The organism is Wolbachia endosymbiont (group A) of Udea olivalis (assembly GCF_964028365.1).
GTDB lineage: Bacteria > Pseudomonadota > Alphaproteobacteria > Rickettsiales > Anaplasmataceae > Wolbachia > Wolbachia pipientis.
In genome coordinates this window covers 577,266-591,193 of record NZ_OZ034773.1, presented here as the reverse complement: position 1 = coordinate 591,193, position 13,928 = coordinate 577,266, and the positions used below count along the sequence as shown (strand labels likewise).

Sequence of the window (13,928 nt, the reverse complement as noted above, 5' to 3'; positions counted from 1 at the left end):
TCTGTGTTTTAATTTGGTTGTGTTTTATTAAAAAAACTTTAGATTTATTGCATAATCGATACTCAAATATAATGACACAGACTTGGAATTTGTTACAAACAGGGCAAAAGGAAGGCTATAAAATTGCGTATACTAATGCTCGTATTATCGACCCGGAAACTAAACTTGATATAAAAGGTTCGCTATTGACTGAAGGGGATAAAATTGTTGATTTTGGCGAATCATTATTTTCAACAAGTGGGGTCGATGAAACAATAGACTGTAAAGGGCTTGTTCTAATGCCAGGCCTTATTGACATTCACGTACATTTTCGTGAACCAGGGCAGGAACATAAAGAAACTATATATACAGGTAGCAAATCTGCAGCTGCAGGAGGCGTTACAACTGTAGTTTGTCAGCCAAACACTATTCCAGCAATTGATAGCGTTGTTTTGGCTAAATATTTGAAATATAGAGCACTTGAAACTTCACATGTAAACGTTGAATTTTACGCTAAAATCACCACTTCGGAAGAAAAGTTGACTGAAATGGCACTTTTAAAGGAAGCAGGTGCGGTTGGGTTCACTGATGATGGCATGCCAGTTATGAACCCAATGATTATGAGACAGGCGCTGCTTTATTCAAGTATGCTGGGTGTTCCTATTGCTCAACATGCAGAAGATTTAAATTTATCAGCAGGTGGTGCAATCAACGAAGGTAAAATTTCTGAAGAATTGGGAGTAAAGGGGATCTTAAGTGCGTCAGAATCGGTTATGGTAAGTCGCGATATACTGCTCATGAAAGATATGGAGAATGTGCACTACCATATTCTACATGTCTCTTCAAAAGATTCACTTGATGCTATTAAACGTGCAAAAGATTTGGGATTAAATGTTACGTGCGAAGTAACCCCTCATCACTTCACTTTGACTGAAGATATAGTAAAACAACATGGGGCAATTGCAAAAATGAACCCGCCACTTCGCACTGAAGAAGATCGTTTAGCTATGGTTGAAGGTTTAAAGACAGGTGTGATTGATTGCATTGCAACCGATCATGCTCCGCATGATCGTAGTTCTAAAGATCTGCCACTTGAAAATGCTGCATTTGGTATTGTTGGCCTTGAAACAATGCTGCCCCTTTCACTTGAACTCTATCACAGTGGGCAAATGGGTCTACTTGATGTGCTCGCAAAATTGACATATAAGCCTGCAGATATAATACACATACCACGTGGTCGTATACAAAAAAACCTTGCTGCAGACTTAATTTTAGTTGACCTCAATCATGAATGGGAAATTAAAACTGACAACTTTGCTAGTAAATCAAAGAATTCTCCTTTCGATGGTCGCAAAGTAAAAGGACACGTAGTACGTACTGTTGTGTCCGGCAAAACTATATACTCGCAGAAGAGTTAGTTATCATATCTTATCTATTCCAATTTGTTATCACCAGAATGGGCTAAGTGCACCTAAATTTAAATTAAGAAATCTTACACTGTCTCCGAATAAACACATCCTCTTATCTTTCCCTAATCTGTAAAGTTATTTTGTCTATCAATCTGATTCCAAAACAGCAAAATTATTGTATAATGTTACTTTGAAGTTTTATTTTCAATGCACAAGTTTGCAATACTTTTTTCTATACTGCTTGCAATAGTTGCTTACTATTTAAACAACGAAGTTATATTTGAAATAGCAAAGCTATTTAGTGACATATTTGTTAGTTTGTTGAAATTAATAAGTTTACCTTTAGTTTTTCTATCTATAGTTTCCACAATTTCAGGACTCAAAGACTCAATTGAAATTAAAACCTTAGTTAAGAAAACACTATTTTATACGCTGCTTACAACTATTATAGCTGCGTTTGTTGCATTATCGTTTTATTTGTTAATAGATCCAGCAAGAAAAAATTTCATAAGTAATACAATAGGGAGTGTTAACAGCAATAACCACAGTTATTTTTCATATTTAAAATCACTCATTCCTTCTAATTTTGTGCAAGTCTTTCTTGAGAATAACATTATTGGTAGTATATTAATCGCTTTTTTGATGGGCGGAGCTATTATTTCACTTTCAAAAGAAAAGCAGGATATATTACATCAAATATTCTCTGCACTTTTTGATACACTACTTAAAATTGCTCAAGGGTTATTAAAATTTATTCCGCTTGCTGTTTGGTCTTTTATTACATGTTTTTTGCATGAATTAAAAGGTGGTAGCGAGTTCTACAATCTTTTATGGTATTTTGTTTGCATAATGTCTGCAAATTTTGTGCAGGCATTTCTGATCTTACCGCTACTTATGTGGTATAAAGGCATATCACCAATTCAAACGCTAAGGGGGGTTATGCCAGCGTTGACGCTCGCATTTTTCTCTAAATCATCCAGTGCAACATTGCCAACAACTATAGAATGTGTGCAGAACAAGCTAAAGGTGCCAAAGAAATTGTCGTCTTTTATTTTACCAATATGCACAACAATTAATATGAATGCATGTGCTGCATTTATACTAATCACTGTAATGTTTGTTGCAGAAATGAACGGATACGCATTTTCCTTGAGCGAAATGTTGATATGGATTTTTTTAGCTACAGGGGCTGCAATTGGTAACGCTGGAGTGCCTATGGGGTGCTATTTTATGGCAACCAGTTATCTCGTATCGATGAATGTTCCTTTGCATATTATGGGACTGATTTTGCCTATTTATACAATCATCGATATGTTTGAAACTGCAATAAATGTGTGGTCTGATATTTGCATAACTCAGATAATTAATAAAGAATGTAATAGTGAAACTTAAAAAATGATATTAGACGAAAATAACCTAATAATAAAAGAATTTAAAGAAGCAGAAGCAATTTTGCATGGGCATTTTGTTTTATCATCCGGACTGCATAGTGGCACATACATACAGTGTGCGAAGATTTTTGAAAATCCAAGCAGAGCCATGAAAGTTTGCGCATTATTAGCAGATAAAATAAAAAAAGAATTAAATAGCTCCATAGATTTAATATTATCTCCTGCAATTGGTGGAATAATTGTGGGTTATGAGATTGGCAGGCAGCTTGGAATAAAGACAATGTTTTGCGAGCGCGTTAATGGCAAGTTTGAATTACGCCGTGGATTTGAAATTAAAAAAGGTGAAAAAATATTACTTATTGAGGATGTGATAACCACAGGTAAATCTTCGCTTGAAGCAGTGGAATGTGCAGAAGGGGAAGGAGGTAAAGTTGTTGCTGAAGCTTCTTTGATAAAGAGAAATAGTGAAACGAAACTGCCTTTTCCTGTCATATCTTTGATTGAACTGAACATCAAAAACTACAGCGAGGAAGAACTTCCAAGTGAATTAAAACAACTACCCATAACAAAACCTGGGAGTAGAGAATATTTAACAAAGTAATCCTATAATATCTTGGAAGCACAGCACAGCTTTAGTTATTTACTCTAAGTGTATTTTATGTATACTTATTACTAAATTAATTTTGAAATGATAGAAAATGAACGAATTTAAATCGATCCGAAATATAGCAATAATCGCACACGTTGACCACGGGAAAACTACTTTACTCGATAACATGTTAAAACAAAGTGGCACGTTTCGTGAGAATCAAGAAGTTCAAGAGCGAGTTATGGATAGTGGCGACCAAGAACGTGAGCGCGGAATTACAATACTTGCAAAGTGCACATCAATAATGTGGGGCGATGAAAAGATCAATATTATTGATACGCCAGGGCACGCGGACTTTGGTGGGGAAGTGGAAAGGGTATTGTGCATGGCAGATGGTGTGTTGCTGCTGGTTGATGCTGCAGAAGGTCCAATGCCACAAACAAAATTTGTGCTCTCAAAAGCACTAAAAGCAAATTTGAAGCCAATTGTGATAATCAATAAGGTTGATCGACCAGACAGCAGAATTGATGAAGTACTAAATGAAATATATGAGTTATTTTTTAACCTTGATGCAACCAACGAGCAGCTAGATTTTCCAGTGTTGTATGCTTCAGGTAGAAATGGTTGGTGTGCTAAGGAGCTTTCTGATGAAAGAAAAGATTTAAGCCCATTATTTTCAACGGTTATAGATTATATAAAACCTTCTGTTTATGATCAAAATGCACCTTTTGCTATGTTGGTCACTCTACTTGAGTCTGATAAGTTTCTTGGCAGAATATTGACAGGAAAGGTTTATCAGGGTGTTGCACAAGTTAATTCAGATCTTAAGGTGCTTGACCTCGATGGCAAAGTAATTGAACGAGGAAGATTAACTAAGTTGCTCTCATTTTCTGGCTTGAAACGCATTCCAGTAGAACAAGCTGTGGCGGGAGACATAATTGCAATTGCAGGACTTGAGGAAGCTTCGGTTTCAGATACTATAGCAGCACCAGAAGTTACAACTGCAGTAAGCTCAACTCCAGTTGATCCGCCAACAATGGCGATTACTCTGAGCGTTAATGATTCACCTTTTGCTGGGCAAGAAGGTACAAAGCTTACTTCAACTGCTATAAAGGATCGTTTATATGCGGAAGCAGAAACAAATGTTGCAATTACTGTGACTTTGGCACCAAGCGGTGAAGCATTTGAAGTAGGTGGGCGTGGTGAGTTACAGCTTGGAGTGTTAATTGAAAATATGAGGAGAGAAGGTTTTGAGCTTTCGGTATCACGCCCTCGCGTGTTATTTAAAGAAGAAGGCGGTAAAAAACTTGAACCTATAGAGGAAGTAGTAATTGATGTAGATGATGAATATAGTGGAATCATCATGGAAAAACTCAGCTTCCGTAAAGGTGAAGTAACTGACATGAGACCTTCTGGTAATGGCAGGACAAGATTAACGTTTTTAGTGCCATCAAGAGGATTAATCGGTTATCAAGGAGAGTTTTTAACTGATTCTCGTGGCACAGGCATAATTAACCGTTTATTTCACAGTTATGCTCCACATAGAGGTCCAATTTCTGGAAGGCGCAATGGAGTTTTAATTTCTACAGATAAGGGTGAGGCTGTGGCATATGCAATTTTCAATTTGCAAGACAGGGGAATTATGTTTATTAAGCCACAGGATAAGGTATATTGTGGCATGGTTGTCGGCCAGCATAGCCGTGACAATGATTTGGAGATAAATGTGTTAAAGGGTAAGCAATTAACAAACGTAAGAGCTTCAGGTAGTGATGAAGCTATAAAGCTCACTCCACCAAAGATAATGACACTGGAGGATATGATAGCGTATATAGATGATGATGAATTGGTGGAAGTAACTCCAAAATCTATACGTTTACGCAAGAAATTCCTTGATCCAAATGAACGTAAGCGTGCAGGAAGGGCAAAGAATAAGGAGTAATCAGAGGTTGAACATTTGCGAAAAATAGTGTATAATTATTCGTCTCCTAATTGTATTTAATTATGGCCTTTTCGAAATTTCTCGATCCAAAAAACAATTTCGCGTTCAAGAGAATATTTGGCACTGAGAAAAATAAAGATATTCTCATTCACTTTCTCAATGATATATTGGGCTTCGCTGGCAAAGATGAAATAGAAGAAATAGAATTTCTCAGCACTATCATGGATGCTGAGATTGCCTCTAAAAAACAAAGTATTGTTGATGTTTTCTGTACTGATTCTGCTGGAACCCAGCTAATTATTGAAATGGTGCGACCTGAAAGTCTTAGGTCATATTGTTTAAAAGGAGAGGAATTCCTTCAGAAAGAAACTAAAAGAGTTCTAAAACTTATTAAACCAGATGTTTTGCCATCTGAGTCTACGCATCAGTGCGAATCGGGTAACCGGTTGGTGCCAAGCGATGCGGACAATGAACCTCCTCTTGAAAAAGAAGATGCTCAATCGTGAAAGGAGCATAAACTACAAGCATCATGTGGTTGGAGAGCTAGGCTTAGTGGTATGGTGAACGTAAGTGAAGCTTCATAAGTATCGTAACGATTAAAGAGCTAAAGATGCTGATAAGCTCCGACCAAAAGGTAATGTGACATTTTTCATTTCTGGATGTACGCAAATCACCGGTATAGAGAAGTCACCTAACCCACTGTTGTATGACAGAAGGAACAGGGTAAGCCTGTATTTCCGCCTATATGGCAAGCAAACCGCAAGGAACGCTGATGAAAATGCAGGTAAAGGATAATGGAGAAAGCGAATGCCATTTTGTAACGAAATGTATAGAATTTGTAACATTAATTCGCGTGAAAACGAGCAGATTTCCATTTGGTCCCTCGTGACAAGAAACTTTGTTAACCACTTGAGGTAGAGAAGCAGATGACCTTACCCACAGAAATGATGAAGAAATTAGGAATATTTTTTACAAAAAGGACAATACTAACAAAAGAACTTTATTCTATTTAGAATATAAAGTTACAATAAATTTTCCTGTCATCTCCAAATAAATTACATTAACTTAGTATTGTATATTGTTAATAACTTAAATAATACAACCATTTTCAGCAACAAAAACCAAAGGTCTTGAGATACAAGATATTTGTATGGTTACTATGATAGTTCCTTTTTTAAGAAAGTTTTAAATTTCATACCTAACAATAAACAACTTTAGGTTTAAATTTATGAAATCAGTTGTTATATACATCAGCAAATACGAATTTAACTGGTGTTATGGACTTAAATAAATTTACCGAAAAAGCAAAAAGTCTAATTCAAAGTGCTCAAATGAAAGCGTTGGGAGCTGGGCATCAGATTTTTATGCCTGAGCATTTACTAAAAGTGATGCTTGAAGATGAATCAGGTTTAGTTCAGGATTTGATAAACGCTTGTGGTGGAAGTGTGCAAAGTATTTCTGATGCTGTGGATAGCGCAATAAAAAAGTTGCCAGTAATTGAAGGTCCAGGAAGTGGTGGCCTTCAACTTTCAAGAGAAATAGCAAAAGTTTTTGAAGATTCAATTGGTATTGCAAGAAGAAATAAAGATTCATTTGTTGCTGTTGAGCGTTTACTACAGGGCCTCACTGCACAAAAAGATGATACTGTAGGCAAAATTCTGGCAGAGAATGGTGTGACTCTACAAAAACTGAACTCAGTTATTGCAGAAATGAGACAAGGCAGCAGTGCGGACTCGCCAAACAGTGAGGAAAAATTAAACGCGGCAAAGAAATATACAAAAGATGTTACAGAGCTTGCTATGCAAGGAAAGCTTGATCCTGTAATTGGTCGTGATGAAGAGATCAGAAGAACTATGCAGGTATCACTGAGGCGGACAAAAAATAATCCAGTGCTGATCGGTGAACCTGGTGTTGGAAAAACTGCAATAGTTGAGGGGCTTGCAAATAGAATTGTTGCAAACGATGTGCCACTTGGTTTGCATGATGCAAAGGTCTTAGCTTTGGATCTTGGAGCACTAATTGCTGGCACTAAGTTTAGAGGAGAGTTTGAGGAAAGGTTAAAAGCAGTGATTAATGAGATTTCGAGAGCGGAGGGAAAAATTATATTATTCATCGATGAATTGCACACTTTAGTTGGAGCAGGAGCAACAAGTGGTGCAATGGATGCCTCGAATCTGCTGAAGCCTGCTCTTGCGCGTGGAGAAATTCGCTGTATAGGAGCCACAACTTTAGATGAATATCGTCAGCATATAGAAAAAGATCCTGCACTTGCAAGGCGTTTTCAGCCTGTGTTTATCTCTCAACCAACTGAAACTGATACCATTTCAATACTCAGGGGTTTGAAGGAAAGATATGAGGTGCATCATGGTATAAGAATTACAGATGGTGCAATAATTGCTGCTGCAACGTTGTCCAATAGATATATAACAGATAGGTTTTTACCTGATAAAGCAATTGATTTGATTGATGAAGCAGCAAGCAGGGTGAGAATTGAAATGGATAGCAAGCCTGAAGTTATTGATGAACTTGAGAGAAAGGTTATACAGCTAAAGATTGAAGCAGAGGCTTTAAAAAAAGAAAGTGATGAAAATTCTAAACAGCGTTTAAAAAAGATAAATGAAGAGATCGAAAATCTAAACAGTAAATTTGCTGACTTGAACAGCAAATGGCAGATGGAAAAGAATAAAATAGCTAGAATACAAGAAACAGCCGAAAAATTAGATAACGCTAGAAAAGAGTTGGAATTAGTTCAGCGTAGTGGGAATTTGGGAAGAGCAGGAGAGCTGATGTATGGTGTGATTCCTCAGCTTGAGAATGAATTAAAAAATCAGGAAAAGGTTACTGATAGTTTCTTAAAGAAAGAAGTGACTGGAGATGATATTGCAAACATTGTTTCAAAGTGGACAGGAATTCCAGTTGATAACATGATGCACAGCGAAAAGGAAAAACTTCTCAACATGGAGAATGAAATAGGAAGAAGAGTAATAGGGCAGAAAGATGCAATAGAAGCGATAAGTAATGCAGTTAGGCGCTCCCGCTCTGGGGTGCAAGATACTAATCGACCTTTTGGTTCATTCTTATTCTTAGGCTCAACCGGGGTTGGTAAAACCGAACTTGCGAAAGCCTTAGCTGAATTTCTGTTTGACGATCAATCAGCGCTTCTGCGTTTTGATATGTCAGAATATATGGAAAAACATTCTGTTTCAAAGCTAATTGGCGCGCCTCCAGGGTATGTTGGCTATGAACAAGGTGGCAGATTAACTGAAGCGGTAAGAAGAAGGCCATATCAGGTTATTCTGTTTGATGAAATCGAGAAAGCAAATCCAGATATATTTAATCTATTGCTACAGATCTTGGATGAGGGGAGACTCACTGATAGTCATGGTAAATTAATTGATTTTCGCAACACCATACTGATTTTAACTTCTAACCTTGGCGCTGAGATAATGCTAAAAGGGAATGTTGATTCTGTAAGAAATGAAGTGATGCAAATAGTTAAATCAACATTTCGTCCAGAATTTTTAAACAGGCTGGATGAAATTATTATATTTCACAGTTTAACCAGAGATGACATCTATAAAATTATAGATGTTCAATTTTCTTATTTACAAAAAACACTTGCTAAGCGTAAACTGGGTATAAGTTTGTCGCAGGAAGCTAAAGAACTAATAGCACAAACTGGCTATGACCCTGAATATGGAGCAAGGCCCTTAAAAAGGGTTATACAAGAGTGTATTCAAAATAATTTAGCTAAATTAGTTTTATCAGGGGAAGTAGTAGAAAATGATGAGCTAATAGTGTACGCTCTTGATAATGAAATCTTAGTTAAAAAGGTTTAAGTTCACTGTGTATTTTTGTTAAAAAAAATGTGTATAGATCATAATGTTGACACTGAGTCTTTATTTAAGCTAGCTGATCAAGAAAATCAGCAAGATAAAGAAAAAATTAAAAAATTCATTAAGTATTTTTATAGTTTTGTTTATAAAAGCGACCTAAAAGCCAATGATAAGTTTTTGCTATATATTGTAAACGATGCTTACAATTTTGTTTCTCAAAAAGAGAAAGATGAAAGTAAGTTAGTAGTAAGCAATATAGATGATATACCAGGAATAGAAGGCGATTTTACCACGATTAAGATAACAAACGATGATATGCCATTTTTGGTTGATTCTGTTATTGCAACTATTAAATCGCACAATTTAACCATATGCTATTACAGCAACAGCATAATTAACATTAAAAGAAAAGATGGCCTAATAGACGAGATTTACTCTTTGGAAGAAAGCAATGGAGTCAAAGAGTCAGTCATATATGTAATTATCAAAGGTATAAGTGACAGCTTTGTTGATACATTAAAAGAATCTCTACAGAAAACGCTGAAAGCGGTTAATTGCGTTGTGAAAGATTGGCACTTAATGCTCAAGAAACTTGATGAGGCAAGTCTTTCTGTCATCCCAGTACTTGATACTGGGATCCAGGAAAAGGACACGTGGATTCCAGTGTCACGCACTGGAATGACACCAGACCGAAATCAAGAGCAAAAAGATTTTCTAGTTTGGTTAAAGAATAATAACTTCGTATTTCTAGGTTATCAAGAATATATTGCTGGTAAAGATGAAAAACTCGTCTGTGACAGCAAAAAGGACCTTGGCCTGATGAGAGTAGGTCAAAGTACGTTGATTCCTTCTGCAAACCTTGATTCCCTATACATATTGAGATCAGATCTAATCTCAATAGTCCATCGGCGTACATACATGAATTGTATAGGAGTAAAAGAATTTGATGACCAGGGTAATGTGGTAAAGGAACGGCGTTTTTTCGGGCTATTTACTTCTGTAGCGGAGGTCCAAGATATTAGAACTATTCCAATAATAAGAGATAAAGTTAAAGTTATAGAAAAAAGTGCAGGGTTTGTAACCGGGGGCCACAATAACAAAGCTCTAATTTATATTTTACAAGTATTCTCATGTGATGAATTGTTCCAGTCTAATGAGAAAGAATTATTTCAAATTTGTACTTCTATTATGTCCCTTGCAATAAGACCAAGAGTCAAGTTATGCTTAAGAAGTAAGGGAGCGTTTACTAGTTGTATAGTGCTGATACCGATGCGTTATGCTAGCTCCAGGCTAATGCTCAAGATAAGCAATATATTGAAGGATGAGATAAATGCAGAAAGTTCAGATATTTATAACCACCACATTATAAACGAATATGACTTAATGAAATTGCACGTGGTGCTAAAGGCTAAAAACGCTAGTATTCCTGATGATGAAGTTTTGCGTATCGAAAACAAATTAAGGAACATTACGGAAAAATGGGAAGATCGTTTTATAGACAATTTATATAATACTTTTAGCACTGTTGAGGATATATTCATCCGTTATTGCAAGGCATTTCCAATAAGCTATCAAGAGAGTTTCGAACCTCATGACGCATATTACGATATGAAAAAATTGGAGATAGTGAGGAAAAAAAGAGTTAGCGAGGTCGATTTAAGACTTACTCGTGACAATCTTAATTATCAATTAAAGGTTTACACTTCGAGCAATGGAGGTCTTGAATTATCGAAGATATTAAGAATTACTAAGAATTTGGGAGCTAAGATTCTATCTCATAATGGCTATTACATAGAAATTAACGGCGGAATATGGATACACCATTTTGTGTTGTCAAGAGTCGATGAATTAATAGACAACATTACTCTAAAAGAGCAATTTGAAATAACACTTGCGAAAGTGTTTAGCAAGGAAATTAAAAATGACTATTTCAATAGTTTGATCATTATTGCTGGGCTCAAGTGGAAAGAAGTGCTTCTGGTTAGAGCGTTAAGTGCTTACCTAAAGCAGACGTCATTTAACTACAATCCAGAATATATCCAAAAGGTAGTCTCAGAGCATCCAAAAATAGTAAAGTATTTGATACAACTATTTCATGCAAGATTTGATCCTAACATAGACATTGATAGAGCAGAAACTACGGACATTGTCAGAGAAAAAATTGAGGAACTTCTAAAAGAGATCAGCAATGTTTCACATGATTACGTTTTGCGCTCGATATTTAACTTGATAATGGCTACTTTAAGGACCAGTTATTATCAAGACGATAAACCATATTTATCTACAAAATTTGACTCAAGTAAAATAAATGGTTTACCTGATCCTCGTCCGTATCGTGAATTGTATATTTATTCAAACCTTTTTGAGGGGATACATCTAAGAGGAGGGAAATTAGCCCGTGGTGGCTTAAGGTGGTCGGATAGGACGGAAGATTTTCGCACTGAAGTTTTGGGGCTCATGAAAGCTCAGATGACAAAAAATGCGGTTATTGTCCCTGTTGGTGCAAAGGGTGGGTTTGTAATAAAGCAAGCTTATAAAGATAAGAATATTTTAAGAGAGAAAAGTGTTGAGTGCTATAAGAGTTTCATTAGAGGAATGCTTGATATTACTGATAATGTAGTTGATGGTAAAATAATTCCACCAAAGGATGTGATTAGGTATGATGAAGACGATCCATACTTGGTGGTTGCGGCAGATAAAGGCACTGCTTCATTTTCTGATTATGCCAACCAAATAGCCTCTGAGTATAATTTTTGGCTTGGTGATGCATTTGCATCTGGTGGATCAGCAGGTTATGACCACAAAAAGATGGGTATCACAGCAAGAGGTGCATGGATTGCAGCACAGAGGCATTTTTGGAAAATGAATAAGGATATTTACCAAGATGTAACTGTAATTGGGATTGGAGATATGGCTGGCGATCTATTTGGAAACGGTATGCTGCTTTCAAAAAATATACATTTAATCGGCGCATTTAACCATATGCATATTTTTGTTGACCCAAACCCTGATGCAGAAAAGAGTTTCACAGAGCGTAAACGTCTCTTTGAGTTACCATTTTCAACCTGGATGGATTATAACAAAGATTTGATCTCTCAGGGTGGAGGAGTATTTGAGCGTAGCAGTAAGCAAGTAAACATTTCTCAAGAAATAAAAAAGTGCTTTGATATAACAGAAGATATGCTACCTCCAAGTGATTTGATTAGATATCTGTTGAAAGCAAAAGTGGACTTCATATGGAATGGAGGAATCGGCACGTTTGTTAAGGCAAAGAGTGAAAATCATAGCATGGTCGGTGACAAAGCAAACGATGAGTTAAGAGTGAATGGTAAAGATATTAGAGCTTCTATGTTTATAGAGGGTGGAAATCTTGGTTGTACACAGTTTGGAAGAATAGAATATGCTGAAAAAGGTGGATATATCAATGCAGACTTTGTTGATAATTCAGCCGGAGTGATATGTTCGGACCTTGAAGTTAACATTAAGATTGCATTTGTTTCAGCTATGAAAGCAGGGGGTATTTCTTTAGAAAAAAGGAATGAAATACTGGCAAGTATGGTGGATGAAGTTGCATCCAAAGTGCTTGAGAACCACAACAAAATTGAAACAAAAGCATTACTTCTTGAGTGTTTGCAAGCTAAAGAGAGATTGGAGCAGCACCACAGGTTACTGCTCAGTTTAGAAAAATCTGGGCTGTTAAACCGAAGCGTAGAATTTCTTCCAACTGAAGAAGAGATAGCAAGGATGTTAACTGGTGCAGAAGGTTTCAGTTCTCCTCAGCTCTCTGTTCTAATGTCTTATGCTAGAACAGCAATAAAAAATGAAATTATACATTCCGATCTGTCTGAAAAAGATCTTATATCTCATGACTACTTGCTAGGTTATTTTCCTAAAAAGATGGTAACAAAGTTTAAGGATTTCATATTAAAACACCAACTTCGTAGAGAAATTATCTCTACTTGCATTGCAAATGATGTAGTGAATAGAATGGGCTGTATATTCATCAATAATTTGGCTGAGAACACTGGAATTAAGATACAAGAAGCGGTTAACATATATATTGTTGTTAACCACCTGTATGATTTAAACAGCCTGTGGCAGAAAATTGATGAATTGGATGGAAAAATTGATGTTAACTCATACTTACAAATAGTGAGGAACGTGCAGAAATTTATTGGCAGAGTATCATTTTGGCTAGTGAAAAATCTTGGCAAGCTTAGCTTTGTAGAATTGGATGATGTTACAAAATTTAAAGATGCAATTGAAACTTTAGGCCAGAACTTAACTGATGTTTTAGATGAACACCTATTAAAGATCTATAGGCATGGATCAACTTCTTTAGTAGAACTTAATATAAATAAAGATCTAGCAAAAAAAGTTGCTGATCTATGCGTTCTTGCTTATGCACTGGACATTATATCTGTTGCTGAACAGACATCTTTGTCCATTCTTGATGCTGGTAAAATATACTTTGAGTTAAAGTCGCTGTTAAGATTCGATCTGATTAGAACAATTGCCATCAAGATGAAAAGCCGCTCTTCTTATTGGGATCGCAGCTTAGTTAATGATTTATTGGACGATTTAAGCAATTACCATCACAAGCTAGCTGTTAAAGTCATAAAAGCTACTGATAACCCCGAAGATAAGGTTCAAACCTGGGCTTGTGATGATAAGGACTACATAGAACGTTATAATAGTTTTTTAGATGAGATGGTTGCTTCTAAACTTGATTTAAGCAAATTAATATTTATAATCAGAAGGATTAAAGTACTTGCTTCATAGGAA

The 13,928-nt window shown here is 36.2% G+C and carries 6 protein-coding genes and 1 pseudogene; all 7 read left to right on the top strand.

What is annotated here, in order from left to right:
* Window positions 1–71 precede the first annotated feature (71 nt).
* The 7 genes and pseudogenes from ABWU32_RS02750 to ABWU32_RS02720 all read left to right on the top strand — a co-directional run bounded on the left by ABWU32_RS02750 (window position 72) and on the right by ABWU32_RS02720 (window position 13,925).
* Complete coding sequence (locus ABWU32_RS02750; RefSeq protein WP_141456873.1) at window positions 72–1,397, top strand: dihydroorotase; 1,326 nt, start codon at window positions 72–74, stop codon at window positions 1,395–1,397.
* A gap of 198 nt (window positions 1,398–1,595) precedes the next feature.
* A complete protein-coding gene (locus ABWU32_RS02745; protein ID WP_015588880.1) occupies window positions 1,596–2,780 on the top strand; it encodes a dicarboxylate/amino acid:cation symporter in 1,185 nt (394 codons plus the stop codon).
* 3 nt (window positions 2,781–2,783) lie between these two features.
* Entirely contained in the window at window positions 2,784–3,380 is a 597-nt protein-coding gene (gene pyrE / locus ABWU32_RS02740; RefSeq protein WP_015588881.1) for an orotate phosphoribosyltransferase, read from the top strand.
* Between the two features lie 97 nt (window positions 3,381–3,477).
* A complete protein-coding gene (typA, locus tag ABWU32_RS02735) occupies window positions 3,478–5,307 on the top strand; it encodes a translational GTPase TypA (RefSeq protein WP_015588882.1) in 1,830 nt (609 codons plus the stop codon).
* Between the two features lie 62 nt (window positions 5,308–5,369).
* Window positions 5,370–5,615: pseudogene (locus tag ABWU32_RS02730) on the top strand (PD-(D/E)XK nuclease family transposase); the annotation flags it as partial.
* A gap of 969 nt (window positions 5,616–6,584) precedes the next feature.
* Window positions 6,585–9,146, top strand: coding sequence for an ATP-dependent chaperone ClpB (clpB, locus tag ABWU32_RS02725; RefSeq protein WP_353278769.1), 2,562 nt, complete (start codon window positions 6,585–6,587; stop codon window positions 9,144–9,146).
* 27 nt (window positions 9,147–9,173) lie between these two features.
* Window positions 9,174–13,925: an NAD-glutamate dehydrogenase gene (locus ABWU32_RS02720; protein ID WP_353278767.1), complete on the top strand. Its 4,752-nt coding sequence runs from the start codon at window positions 9,174–9,176 to the stop codon at window positions 13,923–13,925.
* Window positions 13,926–13,928 lie beyond the last annotated feature (3 nt).

Coding starts and splice junctions, on each gene's coding strand:
- ABWU32_RS02750 (WP_141456873.1), top strand. CDS start 72: ATGACACAGACTTGGAATTTGTTACAAACAGGGCAAAAGGAAGGCTAT.
- ABWU32_RS02720 (WP_353278767.1), top strand. CDS start 9,174: ATGTGTATAGATCATAATGTTGACACTGAGTCTTTATTTAAGCTAGCT.
- clpB (WP_353278769.1), top strand. CDS start 6,585: ATGGACTTAAATAAATTTACCGAAAAAGCAAAAAGTCTAATTCAAAGT.
- typA (WP_015588882.1), top strand. CDS start 3,478: ATGAACGAATTTAAATCGATCCGAAATATAGCAATAATCGCACACGTT.
- ABWU32_RS02745 (WP_015588880.1), top strand. CDS start 1,596: ATGCACAAGTTTGCAATACTTTTTTCTATACTGCTTGCAATAGTTGCT.
- pyrE (WP_015588881.1), top strand. CDS start 2,784: ATGATATTAGACGAAAATAACCTAATAATAAAAGAATTTAAAGAAGCA.